This window comes from Amycolatopsis sp. cmx-4-83 (genome assembly GCF_046548815.1).
GTDB lineage: Bacteria > Actinomycetota > Actinomycetes > Mycobacteriales > Pseudonocardiaceae > Amycolatopsis > Amycolatopsis pretoriensis_A.
The window spans coordinates 172,140-194,183 of the sequence record NZ_JAEBEF010000018.1 but is presented as its reverse complement, the minus strand read 5'-3'; the positions used below and the strand labels follow the sequence as shown (position 1 = coordinate 194,183).

At 71.4% G+C, this 22,044-nt stretch carries 21 protein-coding genes; 12 read left to right on the top strand and 9 right to left on the bottom strand.

Annotated elements, in window-relative coordinates:
• Positions 1 to 16 precede the first annotated feature (16 nt).
• Entirely contained in the window at positions 17 to 493 is a 477-nt protein-coding gene (locus tag ACLJQM_RS42740; RefSeq protein WP_360783891.1) for a CoA-binding protein, read from the bottom strand.
• Positions 490 to 1,776, bottom strand: coding sequence for an O-acetylhomoserine aminocarboxypropyltransferase/cysteine synthase family protein (locus tag ACLJQM_RS42735; protein ID WP_410636027.1), 1,287 nt, complete (start codon positions 1,774 to 1,776; stop codon positions 490 to 492). The genes ACLJQM_RS42740 and ACLJQM_RS42735 overlap by 4 nt, the downstream gene beginning before the upstream one ends.
• Positions 1,777 to 1,880: 104 nt before the next feature.
• On the opposite strand from ACLJQM_RS42735, the gene ACLJQM_RS42730 reads away from it, so the two are divergent.
• Together ACLJQM_RS42730 and ACLJQM_RS42725 are read left to right on the top strand one after the other, a co-directional pair.
• Positions 1,881 to 2,318 carry a VOC family protein gene (locus tag ACLJQM_RS42730; protein ID WP_360783905.1) on the top strand — a complete coding sequence of 146 codons (438 nt, stop codon included), beginning with the start codon at positions 1,881 to 1,883 and terminating at the stop codon, positions 2,316 to 2,318.
• 100 nt (positions 2,319 to 2,418) lie between these two features.
• Positions 2,419 to 3,378, top strand: a complete 960-nt coding sequence (locus tag ACLJQM_RS42725; RefSeq protein ID WP_410636025.1) for a sigma-70 family RNA polymerase sigma factor — start codon at positions 2,419 to 2,421, stop codon at positions 3,376 to 3,378.
• Here the strand turns inward: ACLJQM_RS42725 and ACLJQM_RS42720 are convergent.
• Positions 3,368 to 3,997 (bottom strand): (2Fe-2S)-binding protein, encoded by a 630-nt coding sequence (locus ACLJQM_RS42720; RefSeq protein WP_410636023.1) that lies wholly within the window; start codon positions 3,995 to 3,997, stop codon positions 3,368 to 3,370. The two genes, ACLJQM_RS42725 and ACLJQM_RS42720, sit on opposite strands and share 11 nt — an antisense overlap.
• 4 nt (positions 3,998 to 4,001) lie before the next feature.
• Entirely contained in the window at positions 4,002 to 4,856 is an 855-nt protein-coding gene (locus tag ACLJQM_RS42715; RefSeq protein WP_410636022.1) for a putative RNA methyltransferase, read from the bottom strand.
• A 173-nt stretch (positions 4,857 to 5,029) separates the two neighbouring features.
• Between ACLJQM_RS42715 and ACLJQM_RS42710 the strand changes: the two genes are divergently transcribed.
• The 4 genes from ACLJQM_RS42710 (at position 5,030) to ACLJQM_RS42695 (ending at position 10,865) form a co-directional block, all read left to right on the top strand.
• A complete protein-coding gene (locus ACLJQM_RS42710; protein WP_247013013.1) occupies positions 5,030 to 6,418 on the top strand; it encodes an ammonium transporter in 1,389 nt (462 codons plus the stop codon).
• On the top strand, positions 6,415 to 6,753 hold the full coding sequence (locus ACLJQM_RS42705; RefSeq protein ID WP_086677886.1) for a P-II family nitrogen regulator: 339 nt from the start codon (positions 6,415 to 6,417) through the stop codon (positions 6,751 to 6,753). The genes ACLJQM_RS42710 and ACLJQM_RS42705 overlap by 4 nt, the downstream gene beginning before the upstream one ends.
• A 10-nt stretch (positions 6,754 to 6,763) precedes the next feature.
• The gene (locus ACLJQM_RS42700; RefSeq protein WP_410636019.1) at positions 6,764 to 9,079 is read left to right on the top strand and encodes a [protein-PII] uridylyltransferase; all 2,316 of its coding nucleotides are present in this window, start codon (positions 6,764 to 6,766) and stop codon (positions 9,077 to 9,079) included.
• Positions 9,080 to 9,170: 91 nt separating this feature from the next.
• Entirely contained in the window at positions 9,171 to 10,865 is a 1,695-nt protein-coding gene (locus tag ACLJQM_RS42695) for a DUF262 domain-containing protein (protein WP_410636017.1), read from the top strand.
• Here ACLJQM_RS42695 and ACLJQM_RS42690 read toward each other — a convergent pair.
• The 3 genes from ACLJQM_RS42690 to ACLJQM_RS42680 all read right to left on the bottom strand — a co-directional run bounded on the left by ACLJQM_RS42690 (position 10,862) and on the right by ACLJQM_RS42680 (position 14,057).
• Positions 10,862 to 12,166, bottom strand: a complete 1,305-nt coding sequence (locus ACLJQM_RS42690) for a diguanylate cyclase (protein WP_410636054.1) — start codon at positions 12,164 to 12,166, stop codon at positions 10,862 to 10,864. The two genes, ACLJQM_RS42695 and ACLJQM_RS42690, sit on opposite strands and share 4 nt — an antisense overlap.
• Before the next feature lie 536 nt (positions 12,167 to 12,702).
• Positions 12,703 to 13,449 (bottom strand): SDR family NAD(P)-dependent oxidoreductase, encoded by a 747-nt coding sequence (locus ACLJQM_RS42685; RefSeq protein WP_410636015.1) that lies wholly within the window; start codon positions 13,447 to 13,449, stop codon positions 12,703 to 12,705.
• Positions 13,450 to 13,472: 23 nt separating this feature from the next.
• The gene (locus ACLJQM_RS42680; RefSeq protein WP_410636013.1) at positions 13,473 to 14,057 is read right to left on the bottom strand and encodes a TetR/AcrR family transcriptional regulator; all 585 of its coding nucleotides are present in this window, start codon (positions 14,055 to 14,057) and stop codon (positions 13,473 to 13,475) included.
• Positions 14,058 to 14,174: 117 nt separating this feature from the next.
• Between ACLJQM_RS42680 and ACLJQM_RS42675 the strand changes: the two genes are divergently transcribed.
• The 3 genes from ACLJQM_RS42675 (at position 14,175) to ACLJQM_RS42665 (ending at position 16,216) form a co-directional block, all read left to right on the top strand.
• On the top strand, positions 14,175 to 14,537 hold the full coding sequence (locus ACLJQM_RS42675) for a hypothetical protein (RefSeq protein ID WP_360783927.1): 363 nt from the start codon (positions 14,175 to 14,177) through the stop codon (positions 14,535 to 14,537).
• Between the two features lie 53 nt (positions 14,538 to 14,590).
• A complete protein-coding gene (locus ACLJQM_RS42670) occupies positions 14,591 to 15,454 on the top strand; it encodes a Ku protein (RefSeq protein WP_410636011.1) in 864 nt (287 codons plus the stop codon).
• A gap of 537 nt (positions 15,455 to 15,991) precedes the next feature.
• Positions 15,992 to 16,216 (top strand): hypothetical protein, encoded by a 225-nt coding sequence (locus tag ACLJQM_RS42665; RefSeq protein WP_410636009.1) that lies wholly within the window; start codon positions 15,992 to 15,994, stop codon positions 16,214 to 16,216.
• A 2-nt stretch (positions 16,217 to 16,218) separates the two neighbouring features.
• Here ACLJQM_RS42665 and ACLJQM_RS42660 read toward each other — a convergent pair whose 3' ends face one another.
• On the bottom strand, positions 16,219 to 16,683 hold the full coding sequence (locus ACLJQM_RS42660; RefSeq protein WP_290049963.1) for a MarR family winged helix-turn-helix transcriptional regulator: 465 nt from the start codon (positions 16,681 to 16,683) through the stop codon (positions 16,219 to 16,221).
• A 9-nt stretch (positions 16,684 to 16,692) separates the two neighbouring features.
• Positions 16,693 to 18,471: an ABC transporter ATP-binding protein gene (locus ACLJQM_RS42655; RefSeq protein WP_360783936.1), complete on the bottom strand. Its 1,779-nt coding sequence runs from the start codon at positions 18,469 to 18,471 to the stop codon at positions 16,693 to 16,695.
• A 183-nt stretch (positions 18,472 to 18,654) separates the two neighbouring features.
• Here ACLJQM_RS42655 and ffh point away from each other — a divergent pair, with 183 nt between their 5' ends.
• From ffh to ACLJQM_RS42640, 3 genes are read left to right on the top strand one after another with little or no spacing between them, the layout of a single operon-like run.
• Positions 18,655 to 20,193 (top strand): signal recognition particle protein, encoded by a 1,539-nt coding sequence (gene ffh / locus ACLJQM_RS42650; protein WP_247012995.1) that lies wholly within the window; start codon positions 18,655 to 18,657, stop codon positions 20,191 to 20,193.
• Positions 20,190 to 21,266 carry an amidohydrolase family protein gene (locus ACLJQM_RS42645; protein ID WP_410636008.1) on the top strand — a complete coding sequence of 359 codons (1,077 nt, stop codon included), beginning with the start codon at positions 20,190 to 20,192 and terminating at the stop codon, positions 21,264 to 21,266. Before ffh ends, ACLJQM_RS42645 begins: the two co-directional genes overlap by 4 nt.
• Positions 21,267 to 21,312: 46 nt before the next feature.
• Positions 21,313 to 22,038 carry a CPBP family intramembrane glutamic endopeptidase gene (locus tag ACLJQM_RS42640; RefSeq protein ID WP_247012991.1) on the top strand — a complete coding sequence of 242 codons (726 nt, stop codon included), beginning with the start codon at positions 21,313 to 21,315 and terminating at the stop codon, positions 22,036 to 22,038.
• The last annotated feature ends 6 nt before the right edge of the window (positions 22,039 to 22,044 follow it).

The following is a 22,044-nucleotide window of genomic DNA, read 5'->3' as shown; positions in this document are numbered from 1 at the left end:
TCTCTTCCCGTGCCGCCTAAGGCGCCGACTGCCGCCGCGAGCTGATCACGCCGGTGTTGAACCCGGCCAGGTGCAGCCCGCCGGCGAAGCGCGCGTGCTCGATCTTCACGCACCGGTTCATCACGACGTCGAGCCCGGCCTCCCGCGCCCGGTCGGCGGCCGGCTCGTGCCACAACCCGAGTTGCAGCCACAGCGTCCGCGCGCCGGCGTCGACGACCTCGTCGGCCACCTGCGGCAGGTCGTCGTGCTTGCGGAAGACGCTGATCAGGTCCAGCTCGCCCGGGACGTCCTCGAGCGACGCGTACACCGGCTTCCCGAGCAGCGTGTCCAGGCGCGGGTTGACGAAGTTGACCTCGTACCGCGTCGAGGAAAGCAGGTAGGTCGCGACGAAGTAGCTGGGCCGCGCCGGGTTGGCGGACGCGCCGACGATCGTCACCGACTTCGTCCGGTTCAGGATCGCGCGCCGCTCGACGGCCCCGACGTCGTGGGTCATCCCGCCACCGCCTTGCCCAGCGCCTGGTCGAGGTCCCAGACGAGGTCGCCGACGTCCTCCAGCCCGATCGACAGCCGGATCAGGTCCGGCCCGACGCCCGCGGCCGCGAGCTGCTCTTCCGACAGCTGCGCGTGCGTCGTCGACGCCGGGTGGATGACGAGCGACCGCGCGTCCCCGACGTTCGCCAGGTGCGACAGCAGTTCGACCGACTCGACGAACTTCTCGCCGGCCGCGCGGCCGCCGTCGATGCCGAAGGAGAACACCGCGCCCGGCCCGGCGGGCAGGTACTTCTTCGCGAGGTCGTGGTGCGGGTGCGACGGCAGCCCGGCGTAGGACACCCAGGCCACGCGCGGGTCGGCTTCGAGGTGCTCGGCGATCGCGCGGGCGTTGGCGACGTGCGCGTCCATCCGCTGCGGCAGCGTCTCGATCCCTTGCAGCAGCAGGAAAGCCGAGTGCGGCGAGAGCACCGCGCCGATGTCCCGCAGCTGCTCGGCGCGCAGCCGGGTGCAGAACGCGTACTCGCCGAAGTTCTCCCAGTACTTCAGGCCGCCGTAGCTGTCGACGGTCTCGGTCATCCGCGGGAACTTCCCGTTGCCCCAGTCGAACTGCCCGGACTCGACGACGATCCCGCCGAGCGTCGTCCCGTGGCCCCCGAGGAACTTCGTCGCCGAGTGCAGCACGATGTCGGCCCCGTGCTCGATCGGGCGGCACAGGTACGGCGTGGCGAGCGTGGCGTCGACGACCAGCGGGATGTCGTGGGCGTGCGCCAGGTCGGCGAGCGCGGCGAGGTCGGCGATGCCGCCACCGGGGTTGCCGATGACCTCGGTGTAGAGCAGCCGCGTCCGGTCGGTGATCGCGGCGGCGTAGTCGTCGATCCCGCCGCTGACGAACGTCGTCTCGACGCCGAAGCGCCGCAGCGTCCCGGTGAGCTGGGTGACGGTGCCGCCGTAGAGGCCGCTCGCGGACACGATGTGGTCACCGGCCTCGGCGAGCGCGCTGAAGGTGAGGAACTCGGCGGCCTGCCCGCTCGCGGTGGCGACTCCGCCGATGGCCCCTTCGAGACTGGCGACCCGCTCCTCGAAGGCGGCGACGGTCGGGTTCCCGATCCGGCTGTAGACGTTCCCGTACTTCTGCAGCGCGAAGAGGTTGGCGGCGTCGGCCGCGTCCTCGAAGACGAAGCTGGTGGTCTGGTAGATCGGCACGGCCCGGGCCCCGGTCGCGGGATCGGGGGTACCACCCGCGTGCAGGGCGCGGGTGCGGAAACCCCAGGTGCGTTCACTCATCGGTGTGCACGCTACCCACGGGTTCGCGGGGGCGCTATCCGTCCCGGCGACCGGCGGTCTCGTCACGCGCGGTGCCGGCGCCTGCGCGGGGCTACCCTTCCCCCGTGACGGTGCGCTGGAGCCTGACGATCGACTGCGCGGAACCCCGCGCGCTGGCGAAGTTCTGGGCGGTGGCCCTCGGCTACATCGAGCGTCCGCCCCCGCCGGGGTGCGCGAGCTGGGAGGCGTGGTTCGAGCAGCAGGGCGTACCCGAGGAAGAGTGGGACGACGGCGCGTTCCTGAGCGACCCCGAGGGCGTCCTGCCGAGCATGAGCTTCCTCAAGGTCCCCGAGAGCAAGGTCGCGAAGAACCGCCTCCACCTGGACGTCCACGCCGGCGGCGGCCGCGAGGTGCCCTGGGAGACGCGCTGGGAGCGGGTCGTCGAGGCGATCGCCCGCCTCACCGCGGCGGGTGCGACGGTGCTCCAGGAGCACACCCTGGACGGGCGCCCCGACCACTTCGTGCTGGCGGACCCCGAGGGCAACGAGTTCTGCGTGGTCTGACACCGGCCGTCCACCGGGTATGACCGGGCTCACTCCCGTTCCGGTCACATCGCCCGCCGCCGCGGGGTCTACTCCTGTGACCCCGGGTGAGAGGAACAGAGTGGACGCGCTGACCGAGCGGTTCGAGCGGGAGCGGCCGCGGTTGCGCGCGGTCGCCTACCGGATGCTGGGGTCGGCCGCCGAGGCCGACGACGCCGTCCAGGAGGCGTGGCTGCGGTTCCACCGCACCGACGCCGCCGAGATCGACAACGTCCCCGCGTGGCTGACCACCGTCGTCGCGCGCGTGTGCCTCTCGGCGCTGCGGTCCCGGCGCAACCACCCCGAAGAACCGCTCGACGGGCAGCCCGAGCCCGACGACGAGCGCCGTGATCCCGCGCAGGAAGCCGAGCTGGCCGACGAAGTCGGGCTCGCGCTGCTGGTCGTCCTCGACGCGCTGGGCCCGGCCGAACGCGTCGCCTTCGTGCTCCACGACATGTTCGCGGTGCCGTTCGAAGAGATCGCGCCGATGCTCGGCAAGACGCCGGCCGCGACCCGGCAGCTCGCGAGCCGCGCCCGCCGCCGCGTTACCAATCCGGCCGAAAGCAGGCGGACACGGTCCGGCGCCGGCTCTGCCACGGGCACCGGTTCCGCCGTGACTGCCGGTCGGATTGGTAACGATCGACACAGCAAGGGCGGGACCGCCGCGGACGCGGGCCTGCCCCGGCGGCGCAAGGTCGTCGAAGCGTTCCTGGCGGCGTCCCGCGGCGGCGACTTCGAGGCGCTGCTCGCCCTCCTCGACCCGGACGTCGTCCTGCACGCCGACCGCTTCGCGGGCCCGACGCCGGCGCCGATCGTGCTTCAGGGCGTCGAGAGCGTCCGCCGCGGCGCGATCCTGGCGTCCGAACGCGCCCGCGCGAGCGAGCTGGCCCTCGTCGACGGCGCGCCCGGCCTGCTCATGGTCCGAGAGGGACGGCTCGCGGTGGTCCTGGCGTTCCGCGTCGAGGACGACCGGATCACGGGCATCGACGTCATCGCCGACCCGGACCGGCTGGCGAAGCTCGAGCTGGCCGTCATCGACTGAGCGCGGCGCGAAGGCGGGCTTCGCGCTCGGCGGGCGGCTGACGCGGGCAGCTCACGCACTTCGGGTTGCCTGCTTCATAGATGAGGCAGCACGACGCCCGCCGCACGGCCGGGGTGCGCCCGACGCGCACGAACCGCGGCTTCGGCAGGTCGAGCCCGATCGCCGCGACCAAAGGCTCGGCCAGGGTGAGCGCCCGCTCGGGATCGGACGTCCAGAGCAGCCGGTTGCCGATCGAGTCGGTGGCGATGGCGCCCAGCGCGCGCTCCCGGGCCCCGCTGACGGCGGCGATGGTGCCGATCGCGGTGCCGAGGGCGACCTTGAAGGCCGCCCCCAGCTCGGGCAAGCCGCCCTCCAGCGCACGGGTGGACCGCGCGCCGAGGAACCGGCCGTCGGCGACGAGGTCCAGCTCGACGGCGTCCAGCGACGGATCCACGAGCCTCCCGGCGACCAGGCCCTCGACAGCCGGCGCCACGAGCACCGACGAGAGCGAGTACCACCAGATCGTGCCCAGCACCTCCGGCCGCGCGCACCCGTACAGCTTCGCCGCGCCGCCGATGCGGGCCCGGACCCACTCCGCGTCCGCGAGCCGGGTCGCGGGGGCGGTCCAGTCGGGCTTCACCCCTTCACCCTTCCAGACGCCGGTAGGTCGACACCGTGAACGACACCGTCACGACCTGCGGCTCGCTCAACGCCGCCAGCCGCGCCCGGCGGTCACCGCGGTCCAGGTGGAACCCCGCCGGCCCCATCCCGACCACCTGCCGCACCTGCTCCGGGGACAGCTCGACCTCCTGGCGGACCGCCGTGCGGCCCGTCCGCGCGAAGTACTCGCCAAGGGTGCCGTCCAGGCGCTCGTCCTTGCGCTCGTCGACCGCCAGCACCAGGTCGCCCAGCTCGCGCAGGTGGTCCGGCGCCGGGGCGGCCACGACCAGCAGGCCGCCGGGGCGCAGCACGCGGTGGAACTCCGGCCCGTTGCGCGGCGCGAAGACGTTCAGCACGACCGACGCCACTTCGTCGCCCACCGGCCACGGCTCCCACAGGTTCCACACCGCCGCGCCCAGCCGCGGGTGGGCGCGGGCCGCCCGTTTCAACGCGGCCGCCGAGACGTCCAGCGCGAGGCCGAACGCGCCGGACGCGTCCAGCACCCGCGCCAGGTAGTAGCCGGTGCCCGCGCCCGCGTCGACGACGAGGTCGTCGGCCTCCGCGCACGCCCGCGCCAGCTCGTCGGCGAGGCCCCGGTAAGCGCCCGACGCGAGGAAGTCCGCGCGGGCCGCGACCATCTCCGCGGTGTCCGCCGTCCCCGCTGGGATTCGCGCGTGCAACAAGTTCACGTAACCCTGTCGCGCTAGATCGAAAGAGTGGCGGTTCCCGCAACGCAGCGTGCGATCGGCTAGCCCGATCAGGTCACCGCAGACCGAACACCGCAACGCCTCCACCACTCGGGGTGGCAGTGGGTCATTACCGGGGCCGCTCGCCGTCATGGGGCTATTCGACCACGGCGTAAAGCAACCGGACACTTCAGCACAGGTCTCCGGAAACCTGTCCGTAACAACCCGGCGCGGACAGTTCACGCGGGTGAAACCTCTCGCGCCGCCCCGTGAAACACCGCGCGCCAAAACTGCCAACGCACGAACCCAGGGCACGGGAGGACGATGTGCTGAACGCAGGAGACACCGCATGGGTACTGGCCAGCGCCGCGCTGGTCATGCTCATGACCCCAGGACTGGCGTTCTTCTACGGCGGGATGGTCCGCGCGAAGAGCGTCTTGAACATGCTGATGATGAACTTCATCGCGCTGGCCGTAGTGGGGGTGCTGTGGGCCCTCTACGGGTTCACGATGTCCTTCGGCGACGACGCGTTCGGCGGTTTGCTGGGTAACTTCCACTTCGCCGGTCTCGAGAACACCTTCGGCAAGCTCGCCGGGTTCGCGACGGCCGCCACCGACACCAGCCCGGCCGTCGCCTGGCCCGGCTCGGACGGCTTGCCCGTCCTCGCCTTCGTCATGTTCCAGCTGATGTTCGCGATCATCACCCCCGCGCTGATCTCCGGCGCCATCGCCGACCGCGCGAAGTTCTGGGGCTGGACGCTGTTCGTCGTCGTCTGGGTGACGATCGTGTACTTCCCGGTCGCGCACTGGGTGTTCTCGTTCAACGGCTTCATCGGCGAGAACTCCGTCGGCGGCTGGATCGCCAACAACCTCAAGGCACTCGACTTCGCCGGGGGTACCGCGGTCCACATCAACGCCGGTGCCGCGGGCCTCGCCCTCGCCATCGTGCTCGGCAAGCGCAAGGGCTTCCCGAAGGACACCGGCCGGCCGCACAACGTGCCGTTCGTGCTGCTCGGCGCGTCCCTGCTGTGGTTCGGCTGGTACGGCTTCAACGCCGGTTCGGCGCTGGCCGCCAACGACCTCGCCGCCGTCGCGTTCACCAACACCACCGTCGCCACCGCCGCCGCCGTCCTCGGCTGGCTGGTCGTGGAGCAGCTGAAGTTCGGCAAGCCGACCACCCTCGGTGCCGCGTCCGGCGCGGTCGCCGGCCTGGTCGCGATCACCCCGGCGTGCGGTTTCGTGAGCCCGATCGGCGCCATCGCGATCGGCCTCATCGCCGGTGTGCTGTGCGCGCTCGCCATCTCGCTCAAGTTCAAGTTCGGCTTCGACGACTCGCTCGACGTCGTCGGCGTCCACCTGGTCGGCGGCATCGTCGGCACGCTGCTGATCGGCTTCTTCGGCACCACCAGCGTCAACTCCCTCGGCGCCGACGGGCTCTTCTACGGCGGCGGGTTCACCCAGCTGGGCCGCCAGGCGCTGGCCGCCGGCGCGGTGCTCGCGTACTCCTTCGTGCTGTCCTTCATCATCGGCTTCGTGATCAAGAAGGCCGGCGGCTTCCGCGTCAGCACCGAGGACGAGGTCACCGGCATCGACGAGGCCCAGCACGCGGAGAGCGCGTACGACTTCACCGGTTCGGGCGGTGGCCTCGGCCAGCCGACGATCATCCCGGTCAAGTCCGCCGCCGGCACCGCGAAACTCGAGGAGAGCAAGGCATGAAGCTCATCACGGCGATTGTGAAGCCGTTCACGCTCGACGACGTCCGCTCCGCGCTGGAGCAGCTGGGCGTCCTGGGCATGACCGTCAGCGAAGTCCAGGGTTACGGCCGCCAGAAGGGCCACACCGAGGTCTACCGCGGTGCGGAGTACTCGGTGGACTTCGTGGCCAAGCTGAAGATCGAGGTCGTCACCGACGACACCAACGTGGAGAAGGTCCTCGAGGCCATCACCACGGCCGCGCACACCGGCAAGATCGGTGACGGCAAGGTGTGGGTGACCCCGGTCGAGACGGTCATCCGGGTACGCACCGGCGAGCGCGGCACGGACGCCCTATAAGGCGACGGGGATGGCCGACGGGGGCGAACTGGTCAAGGCCACCGAGCGTTTGCTCGAGGGCAGGCACGGGAGGCTGGGGGCGTCCGCACTGCGGGCGGCCCTGGTCGACCTCTACGAGTTCTGGCTGGGCAGGGGAGCCTCGGCGGCCGGCGTCGACACCGCGGAACCGGGTGTCGCGCTGGTCGCCGTGGGCGGGCTCGGCCGCCGGGAGCTGGTGCCGTTCTCCGATCTCGACCTGCTGCTGGTGCACAACGGCAACAGCGGCGTCGGCGAGATCGCGGACGCGCTCTGGTACCCGTTGTGGGACGCGAAAGTCGGGCTGGACCACTCGGTCCGCACGCCCGGCGAAGCGCTGAAGGTCGCTTCGGAGGACCTTCGCGTGGCGATGGGCCTGCTCGACGCCCGGCACCTCGCCGGGGACGCCGAGCTGAGCGGCAGGCTGGTTTCGGCGGCGCGCGAGCAGTGGCGCCGCACCGCGCGCAAGCAGATCCCGGACATGACGGCGTCGGTCCGGCAGCGCTGGGCCCGCAGCGGCGAGATCGCGCAGTCCGCCGAACCCGACCTCAAGCACGGCCGGGGCGGGCTGCGGGACTTCGCCGTCCTGGAAGCACTGGCCGCGGCGCAGCTCACCGCGCGTCCGGGCGAAGAACTGCTGGAGGCCAAGGAACTCCTGCTCGACGTCCGCACCGAGCTGCGGCGCGAGATCCGGCGCGAACGGGACGTCCTGGCCGCGCCGGAGGCCGAGCTGGTCGCCGCCGAACTCGGCTTCGGCGACCGGTTCACGCTGGCCCGCAAGCTGTCCGGCGCGGGCCGCACCATCGCGTACGCGCTGGACGTGGCTCTCCGGTCCACTGTGGAGCCGCCGAAGACGCGCTTCGGGCGCCGTCCGTCGCGGACGCCGCTCGCGGAAAACGTGGTGCTGCACGGGAACGAGGTCGCGCTGGCCCGCGACGCCGTCCCGGCGAAGGACCCGGCGCTGCTGCTGCGGGTGGCCGCGGCGTCGGCGCGCACCGGGAAGCCGATCGCGCTCGGCACGTTGAAAGCGCTGGCGGAATCGGCGCCGGAGCTGCGCGCGCCGTGGCCGGCGGAGGCGTTGAACGCGCTGGTCGAGCTGCTGGGCGCGGGGGAGGGCCTGGTCGACGCGGTCGAGTCGCTCGACCGGACCGGCCTGTGGTCCCGGCTGTTCCCCGAGTGGGGCGCGGTCCGCGACCTGCCGCCGCGCTCGCCGGTGCACCAGTGGACGGTCGACCGCCACCTCGTGCGCACCTGCGTCGAGGCGGCCAAGCTGACCACCACGGTCGCGCGGCCGGACCTGCTGCTGATCGGCGCGCTGCTGCACGACATCGGCAAGGGCCGCGACGCCGACCATTCGGAGCTGGGCGCCAAGATCTCCGCCCAGGTCGCGACCCGCCTCGGCCTCAGCCCGGCCGACGTCGCGACGGTGTCGGCGATGGTCCGCCACCACCTGTTGCTGCCGCACACGGCGACCCGGCGCGACATCAGCGAGCCGGCCACGGTGGCGCGGGTGGTGAAGACACTGGACAGCGACCTCGTGCTGGTCGAGCTGCTGCACGCGTTGACGCAGGCGGATTCGCTGGCCACCGGCCCGGGCGTGTGGACGGACTGGAAGGCGCGCCTGCTCGCGGAACTGGTGTCGGGCTGTGAGGAAGTGCTGCACGGCAAGGGTTTCACGGCCCCTTCGCCGATGGACGACGAACAACGCGAACTCGTCGCTTCGGCGGTGGCGTCGGGCACGGGCCAGATCCGCATCAGCTCCCACGGCAAGGTGGTGACGGTCCTGCTGGCGGTCCCGGCCCGCGCGGAACTCCTGGCCCCGGCGGCGGGCGTACTGGCGCTGAATTCCCTGGAGGTCCACGCGGCGGTCCTGCGCGGCCACGACGGCGGCCGCGCGGGCGTGTTCACGGCGTCCCCGAAGTTCGGCTCCCTCCCGGACGCGACACTGCTGCGCGAGCAGTTCGCCCGGGCGGTCGCGGGCACCCTGCCCCTGACCCAGCGCCTGGCGGCGAAGGAACGCGACTACGGCTCCCCGTCGGCGGCTTCGGTGGCGCCGAAGGTCCTGTGGTTCGACGACGAGGCAACGGGCCCGGACACGGTGGTCCTGGAACTGCGCGCGGCCGACCGCATCGGCCTCCTGTTCCGGGTGGCGGGCGCGTTGCGGAGGTGCGACGCGGAGGTCCGCTGGGCAAAGGCATCGACGCTGGGCGGAGCGGTGGTGGACTCGTTCGCGGTGACCCCCCGCAGCGGCCGCATCGAACCAGGCTGGCGCCGAGAGGTGGAACAGGCCGTCCTGGCGGCGGCTTCCTGAAGCGCGTTTGTTCGGAGCCGCATGGACCCGCGGCTCCGAACAATGCGGTAACGGCTGTAACGACCGGTGCCCGCTCACCGAGATCTTCCGCATGGCCGGGACCAAAATCCAAGCAGCGGAGCACACCGTCGGCGAGATCTTCGACGACGCCTACCAATTCACCATCCCTCGTTACCAGCGCCCGTACGCGTGGACGACGGAGCAGGCCGGTGAGATGTTCGACGATCTCCTGGCCGCTTCCCGGTCGAGAGACTCGCTGTCCGAATCGGATCCCTACTTCCTGGGGAGCATCGTCCTCGTCAAAGCGGAAAAGCAGGCGCTCGCCGAGGTGGTCGACGGACAGCAGCGCCTCACCACCTTGACGGTGCTCTACAGCGTCCTCCGCGAACAGGTCTCGCCGGAGTTCGCTGCTTCGCTCGAGAAGCGCATCTTCCAGAAGGGCGACCCGATCAAGGGCACCGCCGACCAGCCGCGGCTCCGGTTGCGGGATCAGGACCAGGGCTTCTTCGAGAAGTACATCCAGGAGCGATCCGGCAACGACCTGCTGCCGGACCTGCGGAACGTGACGCCGGACAGTCGGCTCCGGCTGGTCGAGAACGCGCTGCTGTTCAAGACCCGGTTGAACGCGCTCGAGACGGTGGAGCGCGAGCGGCTGGTCTCGTTCATCGACATGTACACCTACCTCGTCGTCGTGGCGACCGTCGACTTCGAGTCCGCCTACCGGATCTTCTCGGTCCTCAACGAACGCGGCCTGGACCTCACCCACACCGACATCCTGAAGTCGGAGATCATCGGCAAGATCCCGGAAGCCGACCAAGACGCCTACACCACCAAGTGGGCACAGGAGGAAGACGACCTCGGCCGAAACGACTTCGGCGATCTCTTCTCCCACATCCGGATGGTGTACGCGAAGACGAAGGCCCGGGAGTCGATCCTCAAGGAATTCCGGGCGTCCGTGCTGAGCCGGGTACCCGACGGCAAGAAGTTCATCGACGACGTGCTGGTTCCCTTTTCGGACGCTTTCGAGGTGGTCAGGAGCGCCAGCTACGCCGGGGGACCGGGCGCCGAGGAGATCAACCGGCTCCTGGCCTGGCTGAAACAGCTCGACAACACGGACTGGATCCCGCCGGCGATCAGCTACTTCAGCCGGCCGACCGCCGACTCCGCGTCATTGCTGCGTTTCCTCGGCGACCTCGAACGCCTCGCCGCCAGCATGCTCGTGCGCCGGGTGGACATCACCCGCCGGGTCGAGCGGTACGGCCGCGTCCTCGACTGGCTGGAGAAGGACCGCGACCTCTACGCCCCGGAGTCCCCGCTGCAGCTTTCCGGGGACGAACAGGCGGAAACCCTGGCGAAGCTGGGCGCGGAGATCTACACGGTGACGAGGATCCGCCTGTACGTGCTGCTCCGCCTCGACTCGGCCTTGTCGGACGGGGGAACGAACTACGACGGTTACCCACTGATCAGCGTGGAGCACGTCCTCCCGCAGTCCCCGGACGTGGACAGCGTGTGGACCCACTCGTTCACCGCGCAGGAACGGGTCTACTGGGTGCACCGCCTGGCGAACCTCGTCCTGCTCTCGAAACGGAAGAACTCCCAGGCGAGCAACCTCGAGTTCGAGGTGAAGAAGACCAAGTACTTCGAGAAGACGAGCTGGCCACCGTTCGTGCTGACTTCCCAGGTGCTCGCGTCGGACGGCTGGACCCCGGCCGTCCTCGAAGAGCGTCAGGAGACCTTGCTGAAGGTGCTCGGCGGCCTCTGGCGGCTGGCGGCGGCGGCTTCTTAAGCCGGCGCGGTGCCGTCGACCACCTGGTTGCGGCCCGCGTCCTTGGCCCGGTACAGGGCCTTGTCCGCGGCCTGCAGCAGGCGGTCGACGGCCGTGCCGCCGTCCGGGTACGTCGCCACGCCGATCGATGCCGACAGGTCGCCGATCACCCGGGACGCCGTGCCGTCGAAGTACTCGACCTTCAGCGTCTCGATCGCCGAGCGGATGCGCTCCGCCACCGCCAGGACCGCCGCCGGGCCGATCTCCGGGAGCAGGACCACGAACTCCTCGCCGCCGAAGCGGCCGACCGAGTCGTAGTCGCGGACCGCGCTCTTGATCGTCGCCGCGACCGCGCGCAGCACCGCGTCGCCCGCCAGGTGGCCGTGCTCGTCGTTGATCAGCTTGAAGTGGTCGAGGTCGATCATCAGCACGCCGAACGTGCTCCGCTTGCTGCGCTGGGCGCGTGCCAGCTCGCGTGAAGCGAGCACGTGCCAGCCGGTCGTGTTGAACAGGCCGGTCTTCTCGTCGGTCGTCGCCGCGATCTCCAGCTGCTTGATCAGCACCGCCCGGTGCAGCACCAGCAGCGGCGGCACGATCGCGACGGCGAGCGCGGGCAGCGTCGCCAGCGTCAGCGCCGTGAGCAGGCCCAGACACAGCGTCGCGACCTCGAGGAGGTTGTCGCCGAGGCCGCCGAAGAACGCCTTCACCGAGCGCGTCGTGATGGTCAGCGCCGGCAGGATCGTGACCGCCGAGACCAGGAAGTACGCCGCCGCGGCGAGCGCGATGGCCGTGACGCCCCGCCAGCCCGACGTCAGCGCCGTGTACATGTCGGGGACGCCGAGGCGGCTCAGCACGAACTCGGCCGCGTAGCAGGTGATGACGACGAGCGTCGCGTTCAGCGTGGTCCGGAACGGCGGCACGCGCTTGATCCGCGCGAGGCTGCGCGTCGCCAGGTGCAGGTAGAGGACGGCGATCAACGCCGTGACGAGCGCGGGCGGCAGGAGCAGCACGCCGGCGAACGTCCAGACCGACGTCAGGTTGATGTGCGGGGTGTCCGACACCAGCCGCCGGACGCGCTCGACCTGACGGCCCAGCTCCGCCTGCAGCACCCCGAGCCCGGCGAGCACCCCGAGGACGGCCACGTCCCACGTCCGCACGGGTACTTCGGCGGCCGTCCAGACGGTGGCCACGAGCGCGACGGACTCGACGAGGAAGCAGTAGAAGACGAGCGATCGGCGCTGCCGCCAGAGCGTCCAGCGAGCAGGGTTCAGCGCCCCTCGGATCCTGGCCGCGTGGCGTTCGGCCGGACGGGCGCCGTCCATACTCAAGGCGGTCCAACTCCCCTGGTGAGCCGACGATCCGCGTCCACCCCACCACACCGGGCGGCCGCGATCGACGAGTGCCACACGATCGGAGCAGCGAAGGGAGCCGCCGTCATGCGCAACCGCGAATCCTGACTCGTCACTGTCCTGTTCGTACGCCCGGAAGGAGTAGTGCCGTGCGCAATCGCGAGTCCTGAAGCCCACGCCAGCCGCCCGTCCGCACGCCGGAGAGGAGAGCCCCGTGCGCAACCGCGAGTCCTGAACCGCAGCCATCCGTCAGCACATCCGGAAGGAGTCCTGCCGTGCGCAACCGCGAGTCGTGAGCCGAGCCGCCCGTCCGCACGCCGGAGAGGAGCGCCCCGTGCGCAACCGCGAGTCCTGAACCCCCAGCCATCCGCCCGCACGCCCGAGAGGAGCAGCCCCGTGCGCAATCGCGAGTCGTGAGCCCCGCCCGCCCGTCCGCACTCCCGGGAGGAGAGCCCCGTGCGCAACCGTGAGTCCTGAAGGAACGCCGCGGGCCCGGGTGGGGCCGCCGGTCAGGCGGTCGCGCCGCCGTCGACCACCAGGTCGTGCCCGACGGTGAAGGCCGCTTCGTCCGAAGCCAGCCACAGCACCGCGGCCGCCACCTCGGCGGTGGCACCCACCCGGCCCAGCGGGATCGCGCCCTTCACCCGCTCGGCGCGATCGGCGTCCGTCTCGCCGGGGCGCAACGACATCCCGGTGTCCGTCGCGCCCGGGCTGACCGCGTTGATGCGGACCCCCTCGCCGATGTGGTCGCGCGCCGCCGTGCGGGTAAGCGCGCTCACCGCGGCCTTCGACGCCGCGTAGGCCGCCATGTTCGGCAGCCGCCCGTGCGCGCCGATGTTCGACGCGATGTTGACGATCGCGCCGCCGCCGTGCGCCCGCATGTGCGCGACCTCGTGCTTCAGGCACAGCCACGTCCCGGTGACGTTCGTGGCCAGCACCGCGCCGAAGCCGTCCTCGTCGAGGTCCGCGGCCGGCGCCGGCGACCCGAGGATGCCCGCGTTGTTGACCGCGACGTCCAGCCCGCCGTGCCGCGCGACGATCGTCTCGACCATCCGCGCCACGTCCGCCGGGTCGGTGACGTCCACCGTCACCGCGTCGCCGCCGATCTCCTCCACCACGGCCGCCAGCCGCTGCTCGTCGCGCCCGGCGACGACCACCGTCGCGCCCTCGGCCGCGAACGCCCGCGCCGTCTCCCGCCCGATGCCCGAACCGCCGCCCGTCACCAGGACGACCTTGCCCGTGAACCGTGCCCCCATCGCATGCCTTCTTTCTGGTCCGATCAGTCCTGAATGAGGCGCATTGCCTGTGAGACGGCCGCGTCCAGCCGGCGTGAAGCGTCCGCGCCCTTGCCCAGCACGCGCAGGCCCTGCAGCACGGTCAGCAGGAAGCGCGCGAGCGCCGCCGGTTCGCTGCCGGCGGCGAGTTCGCCCTGCGCCTTGGCGCGCTCGAGCGCCATGGTGAGCGCGACCTCGAGGGTGTCCCAGCTGCGTTCCACCAGCCGGGCGACCTCGGGGTCGCGGGGGAGCAGCTCGATCGCCGCGTTGACGACGAAGCAGCCCATCTTTGTCTCGTCGCCGAGGATTTCCGCCAGGTAGCCGTCGAAAAGCCGGCGTACGGCGGCCACCCCCGAGCCCGGGCCCGACAACTCGGCCAGCACCCGCGCGTCGGCCCGCTCCGCGTACCGCTTCAACGCCGTCACGTAGAAGTCGTGCTTCGACCCGAAGGTCGCGTACAGGCTGGCCTTGGCGACGCCGACGTGCGTGACGAGGTCGCTGACCGACGTCGCCTCGTACCCCTGCTGCCGGAAGAGCGTGAGCGCGGCGTCGCAGGCTTCGTCGACGTCGAACTCCTTGACCCGGGACACGAGCGAAACCTTAGCCGTTTTGAGAACGGTCGGTCAAATAAGCAGGCGGCGGTGTGTCGCATCAGGTCACGGCGCGTGCGGTGGCACTATGGCTGCTCTGACCGAGGGGGTGCGCGAATGCAGGATCGGCTGACGCTGCCGCCGACCGTCGTCGCCTCCCACCTGCGGTCGTGCGCCGAGGAGCTCGCCGCGGGCCTGCGCTGCGGCGGCCCGGGCGCGACGACCGCCGAGCTCACCGACGTCGTCGCCCAGCTCGTGGCCGGCCAGGAAGCCATTTCGCGCGCGCTCGCCGGGCTCGCCGCCCGCGTCGGAGCGGGGGCGGACGCGCTCGCCGCGGCCCCGCCGCTGGACGTCGAGGTGGTCACCGAGGTGCTCCGCGCGGCCGCTGTCGCGTCCCGCTGTTCGGCCGAAGCGCTCGACGCGGTCACGCCGTCGTTCGAATGTGTGAGCGAATCCGTCGCGCCTGACACCCGTTTGTAGCTGTCGGCCCGCGGGATCGCCTGGCTAGCCTGGGACCTGCGGAGGTGGTGCGCATGCGGGCCGTCTGGTCGGGCACGATCGGGTTCGGGAGTTACGCCGTTCCGGTGAAGGCGTACAGCGCGACGGAAGAGCGCGAGATCCCGCTGCACCAGGTCCACGAAACCGACGGCGGCCGCGTCCGCGTCAAGCGCGTGTGCGAGGTCGACGGCGAAGAGGTGCCGCCGGCGGAGATGGTCCGCGGCTACCCGGTCCCGGGCGGCGACGTCGTCCTGCTGTCCGACCACGAACTCGCGTCGCTGCCGATGCCGGCCCGCACGATCGCCATCCGCGGTTTCGCCCCGCTCGCCGACGTCGACCCGATCTGGTTCGCGCGCAGCTACTACCTCGAACCCGAGCCGGCGGGCACGAAGCCGTACGTGCTGTTCAGCGAGGCGCTGCAGCAGTCGGGCCGGGTCGCGCTGGTGACTGTCGCGCTTCGCCGCCGCGAGACACTCGGCGCCCTGCGCGTGCGCGACCAGGTGATCGTGCTCGAAACCATGCTGTGGCCCGCCGAGGTGCGCGAGCCCGACTTCCCGTTCCGCCACGCCGACGTCGACATCCGGCCCGGCGAGCTGCGCCGCGCGGTGAACCTCATCGAGGAGCTGACCGGCGAGTTCGACCCCGGCCGCGTGCCCGACCGTTACCGCGAAGCGCTCCAGGCGTTGATCCAGTCGAAGATCGACGGCGCCGAGGTCGTCCAGCCCACGGCGGCCGAGCAGGCGGACGGTGTCACCCGCCTGCTGGCGGCGCTGCAGGAGACGGCCGCGGACGCGCGCCCCGACGCCGTCGCGAAGGCCAAGACCGCCGCGTCGAGGGCGGCGAAGGCGCGTACGACGGCGAAGCGAGCGGCGGGCCGCGGGCGCGCGAAGACGTCTTGAGTACTACTACCCACGGGTAATTGAGGGTTCTCACACTCAACCGGCCGCCTCCGGAGCGGCAGACTTCGTCCTGTCAGCGGATACCGGATCGCTGACGAGGGGGGATCCGGACGGCCCCTGGGGAGGTGAGCCGTCCGGGGACCAGGGTTCCGGGGCGGGCCGACGGAGGAGCGGCCCGTTCCCGGAACCCGTGTCCGCACCGCGGGGAGGCGGCGCGGACGAGGGGAGTCGTGAAAGCCGCCGTGGAGGGATCGAGGGGTCTCCACGGCGGCTTTCAGGCGTTCCTCGTCGGAGTTGCGCTTGCTCGTTCGGTGCGGGAGGCGCGGTGACATCCTCGGTTCACCTGCTCGGCTCGGGCTTCAGCCACGCGATCAGTGAGCACATGTCGACGATGGCCGACCTTTCTTCGGCCATCCGAAGTGACTTGAGCGCCGGCGGGCGGCCGCCGGTGGCGGTGAAGAGCCCGTACTACGTGAACAAAACGATCCGAGCGATTGGCGTCAAGCCGCGGAGGCACTCCGCCAAGCAGACGAGCTCGTGATCATCGGCTTCAGCCTGCCGCCGTCAGACCAGATCGTCAGCTCGATGCTCGCGACTGAGCTGAACGAGAACGCAACGATCATCCCCGTCGACTACGGCGACGCAGTCGTGAGCAACCTCGAGCGGATCTTCCCCGCCGAACGGATCGTCACGGACGACGCCGGCCTGCGTGACTCCGCAGTACCCAAGTGGGTCGCGACCAGGGCAAACCACACGCACTGACCTCAGGCGTCCGCCACCCGCACCAGCAGATCCGCCGCCAGCTTCAGCAGCTGCCGCTCAGTCGGCGACAACGTCGACTCCAGCGCCGCCGCCAGCCACCGTTCCCGCTGCACGCTGTACTCCCGCAGCACCGCCAGCCCCGCCGGCGTGATGCTGATCAACGACCGCCGCCCGTCCTCCGGATCGGTCGTCCGAGTCACGAGCTCGCGCTCCGACACCCAGGCCAGGATCCGCGTCAGCGACTGCGGCTGCAGCCGTTCCGCCTCGGCCAGCTCGGTCGGCGTGTGCGTGCCCGCCCGGTAGAGCCGGCTCAGCACCGCGAGCACCGCCGGGCCCGGACCGCTCGGGTCGCGCTCGGCGCGCATCCGCCAGTTGAGCCGGCCGACGCCCTCGCGGACCCGCCAGGCCAGGTCGGCGAGCTCGGCGTCGGCGCTCACGCGCGAAGCGGTGTCGGGGTCCGGGTGCATGGATCCAGGTTAGGCGGTTCCGCGCACCAGCCGGGCATACCGCCCATCGCGCGCCAGCAGCTCCGCGTGCGTCCCGCGTTCGGCGATCCGGCCTTCGTGCAGCACCACGATCTGGTCCGCGTGTTCCACAGTGGACAGCCGGTGCGCGATGGTCAGCGTCGTGCGTCCCGCCGCGAGCCGGTCGAGCTCGGCCTGCACCGAGCGTTCCGTGCGGGTGTCCAGGGCGCTGGTCGCTTCGTCGAGGATGAGCACCGGCGGGTTGCGCAGCAGGATCCGGGCGATCGCCATCCGCTGCTTCTCGCCGCCGGAGAACCGGTAGCCGCGCTGGCCGACGACCGTGTCGTACCCCTCCGGCAGCCCGGCGAGGGTGTCGTGGATGTGCGCCGCCTTCGCCGCCAGCTCGATCTCCTCGTCGGTCGCGTCCGGCTTCGCGAAGCGCAGGTTCTCCCGCACCGTGTCGTGGAACAGGTAGGTCTCTTGCGAAACCAGCCCGACGCCCGCCGCGAGCGAAGCCAGCGTGACGTCGCGGACGTCGATGTCGTCGATCTTCACCGAACCGGCGCTCACCTCGTACAGCCGCGCCACCAGGTAGGCGAGCGTCGTCTTGCCCGAACCGGTCGCGCCGACCAGCGCCGTCGTGGTCCCGGCCGGGACGTCGAGGTCGATGTCCCGCAGCGTCCACCCGCCGTCGGAGTCGTAGCGGAACGAGACCCCGCGCATCGAGACGTCGCCGCGGCGCACCTCGAGCGAGCGCGCACCGGGCTTGTCGGCGATCTCCACCGGCAGGTCGAGCACCTCGAAGATGCGCCCGAACAGCGCCTTCGACGTCGCCACGTTCTGCCCGATGGTCTGCATCGCGGTCGCCGGCGCGACCAGCCGGTTGAGCATGCTGGTGAACGCCACCACGGTGCCGAGGGAGAACGGCGACGCGCCGCCGGCCAGCGCGAGCCCGGCGATCCAGTAGACCAGCGCCGGGATGACGGTCAGGCTCATCCCGCGCGACGCCGTCTGCCAGCGCCCGGCCAGCGCGGCGGCCCGTTCGAGCGCCGCGATCTCCCGCGACTCGGCGCCGAAGCGCTCGCGCACCGCCCGCTCGTTGCCCATCGTCTTGGCGAGCAGCACGCCGGTGACGGACAGGGACTCCTCGACCATCGTCGTCAGCCGGGCCATCCGCCGGGTCCGGCCGCGGGCCAGCGTCCGCCGCCGCTTGCCCAGCCGCAGCGTGAACAGCAGGAACAGCGGGACGACGACCAGTGACAGCCCCGCCAGCTGCCAGTCGAGCGCGATCAGCGCGGCGGTGATGGCGATCGTCGTGGTCGCGTTCTGCACCACCGAACCCGCGGTCGTGGTGATGACGTTGTCGACGCCGCCGATGTCGTTGAAGACGCGCGAGAGCACTTCGCCGCTCTTCGTCCGCGTGAAGAAGCCGAGCGACATCCGCTGCAGGTGGCCGTAGACCGAGACGCGCAGCTCGTTCATCACGCGCTGCCCGATCGTGTTCGACAGGCCGGTGGTGGCGACGCCGAGGGAGCCGCTGCCGACCGCGCAGACGATCATCCCCGCGGCCAGCAGGCTGATCAGCAGCGTGTCGCGGTGCGGCAGGGCGTCGTCGAGGATCTCGCGCAGCAGGAACGGCGAGACGACGCCGAGGCCGGCCTGCACCACGATCAGCGCGAACAGCGCGGCGAGGGGCCCGCGGTGCGGGCGGAACAGGCCGGCGATCCGCCGCAGCGGGACCGGCTCGTCGGCGTCGGTGGCCGGTTCTCGGAGCACGGGCACGGAAGTCATACACGTATGTTTACCGAATCGCGGGCATGGTTCCAGTTTTTTTCCGGAAGTAGTGACCGTGTTAGTACACACATGCGTAGTACGTGTGCGTACCCGCGAAGAGAAGGAGCCGGAGCGACTACCCTCGGAGGGGCCGGCCTCGTCCGGCGCGCCACTCTCGACCCAGCTGGAGCGTGCACACCCGTGTTCGACACCCTCTCCGATCGGCTCACCGCCGCCCTGCAGACGCTCACGCGCAAGGGCAGGCTGTCCGACGCCGACATCGACGCCACCGCGCGCGAAATCCGCATCGCGCTGCTGGAGGCCGACGTCGCCCTCGGCGTGGTCAAGGCCTTCATCGCGAAGATCAAGGAGCGGGCGAAGGGCGCCGAGGTCTCCCAGGCGCTCAACCCCGCGCAGCAGGTCGTCAAGATCGTCAACGAGGAGCTCGTCGCGATCCTCGGCGGCGAGACGCGCCGGCTCAACCTCGCCAAGACGCCGCCGACCGTGATCATGCTCGCCGGTCTGCAAGGTGCCGGCAAGACGACGCTCGCCGGCAAGCTCGCGCTGTGGCTGAAGAAGCAGGGCCACGCGCCGATGCTGGTCGCCTGCGACCTCCAGCGCCCGAACGCCGTCACGCAGCTGCAGGTCGTCGGCGAGCGCGCCGGCGTCGTCACCTTCGCGCCCGAGCCCGGCAACGGCGTCGGCGACCCGGTCGACGTCGCCCGCCGCGCCATCGCCGAGGCCAAGCACGCGCAGCACGACGTCGTCGTGGTCGACACCGCGGGCCGCCTCGGCGTCGACGAAGAGCTGATGAAGCAGGCCGCGGACATCCGCGACGCGGTCGAGCCGGACGAGGTCCTGTTCGTCGTCGACGCGATGATCGGCCAGGACGCCGTGACCACGGCCCAGGCGTTCCAGGACGGTGTCGGCTTCAGCGGCGTCGTGCTCACCAAGCTCGACGGCGACGCCCGCGGTGGTGCCGCGCTGAGCGTCCGCGAGGTCACCGGCCAGCCGATCCTCTTCGCCTCCAACGGCGAGAAGCTCGAGGACTTCGACACCTTCCACCCGGACCGGATGGCGTCGCGGATCCTCGGCATGGGTGACGTCCTCACCCTGATCGAGCAGGCCGAGCAGGCCTTCGACCAGGGTGAGGCCGAGAAGGCCGCGGCGAAGCTGTCCAGCGGCCAGCTCACCCTGGAGGACTTCCTCGAGCAGATGCTCGCGGTCCGCAAGATGGGCCCGATCGGCAACCTGCTCGGCATGCTCCCGGGTGCCGGCCAGATGAAGGACCAGCTGGCCCAGGTCGACGACAAGCACCTGGACAAGCTGCAGGCGATCATCCGCGGCATGACCCCGGCCGAGCGCGACGACCCGAAGATGATCAACGGCTCGCGCCGGCTGCGCATCGCCAACGGCTCCGGCGTCACCGTCCGCGAGGTCAACGACCTGGTCAACCGGTTCTTCGAAGCCCGCAAGATGATGGCGCAGATGGCCGGCCGGTTCGGCTTCGGCGGCGGGGGCGGCGGCTCCAAGTCGCGCAAGGGCAAGAAGGGCAAGAAGGGCCGCGGCCCGACCCAGCCCAAGGTCCGCGGCGGCTTCCCCGGCGGCATGCCGATGCTGCCCCCGGGCGGCCAGATGCCGGGCGGTATGCCGGACCTCTCGCAGCTGGGCGGCATGAACGACGTCCCGGGCTTCGACCCGTCGAAGTTCAAGCTGCCGAAGAACCCGAAGGACAATTGAGCACGGCGCTGCACGCCGCCGGGGTGGTCCTGCCCGGCGGCGAGTCCCGCGAACTCTGGATCACCGGCGGCCGGATCTCGTTCGAGCCGGTCCCGGACGCCGAGTCGCTGGGCCGGGACGTCTTCCTGGTGCCCGGCCTGGTCGACGCTCACTGCCACCCCGGCATCGGCGTCGGCGGCCCCGTCTCGCTCGAAGAGGCGACCGAGCAGGCGCTGCAGGACCGGGCGGCGGGCACGCTGCTCATCCGCGACTGCGGCCTCCCGATCGACGTCCGGCCCCTGCAGGCGCGGGCCGACCTGCCGACGATCATCCGCGCCGGGCAGCACCTCGCCCTGACCAAGCGGTACATCCCCGGCCTCGGCATCGAGCTGGACGACCCCTCGCAGCTGCCCGGCGCGGTCGCCGAGCAGGCGCGGGACGGCGACGGCTGGGTCAAGCTGGTGGGGGACTGGATCGACCGCGGCGTCGGCGACCTCGCGCCGCTGTGGCCGGACGACGTCCTGGCCGAAGCCGTCGAGGTGGCGCACGAAAACGGCGCCCGCGTCACCGCGCACGTGTTCGGCGAAGCGGCGCTGCCCGGCCTGATCGCGGCCGGCATCGACTGCCTCGAACACGGCACCGGACTGAGCGCCGGCCAGCTCGGCGAGCTGGCCCGCCACGACATCGCCCTGGTGCCGACGCTGATCAACATCGAGAACTTCCCCGGCATCGCGGACAAGGCGGGCAAGTACCCGGCCTACGCGGCGCACATGCGGGCGCTGCACGCCGGCGTCGGCGAGATGGTCGCGACGGCCGTCGAAGCGGGCGTACGCGTCTTCGCGGGCAGTGACGCCGGCGGCATGGTCGAGCACGGCAGGCTCGTGGACGAGATCGAGGCGCTGCACCGCGCGGGCATGACCCGCGAGCAGGCCCTCGCGAGCGCGTCCTGGGCCGCCCGCGACTGGCTCGGCCACCCCGGCATCGCCGACGGCGCCCCGGCCGACCTGCTCGTCTACCCGAGCGACCCGCGCGACGACCTGGGCGTGCTGCGGCATCCCTCGCACATCGTGCTCGGCGGCGTCGTCCACGCGTAGACCCCCGCCGTTTTCCTTGCGGGGGCGGCACTTTAGCGTGGGGAGCGTGACGGACGACGACGGCGCACGGCGCGTACTGGGAGCGCACTGGTGTTTCGTGGCGTTCATCGCGGGGATCGCGGGCTACTACCTGATCAACCTGATCATCGCCGCGGCGGTGAACCGCAACGTCGGCGAGTTCGACCCCCTCGAGCTGCGCGACATCGGCCCGCTCCTGCTCCTCGCCTTCGTGCCCAACCTCCTGCTCGGCCTCGGCCCGGCGGTCGGTTCGTGGCGGTGGGGTCACGGGCTGCGCGCCGACTTCGGGCTCAAACCGACCTGGCGCGACGTCCGGATCGGCCTCGCCTGCGGGGTGCTCGCGCTGGTCGTCGGCTACGGGCTCAACCTGGTGCTGATCGCGGTCTACGGCGCCGACGACGCCTCCGACAGCCCGCTGACCGATCTCGCCGACACCTTCGACGGCGACACCGTGTGGCTGGTGCTGGCCGCGGTGATCGTCATCGCCGGCGCCCCGATCACCGAAGAACTGCTGGTCCGCGGCACGCTCTGGAACGCGCTGGCCTTCCACCGCGTCCCGCCGTGGGTGGTGCTCCTGCTGACGTCGGTGGTGTTCGCGCAGCTCCACGGCGAGCCGACCCGCACGATCGCGCTGATCGGCCAGGGCATCGCGATCGGGCTCGCCCGGCACCTTTCGGGCCGCGTCAGCGCCGGCGTGATCGCCCACGCCGCCAACAACCTCCCGCCCGCCGTGCTGCTGTTCGTCGCGCACTGAACGTTG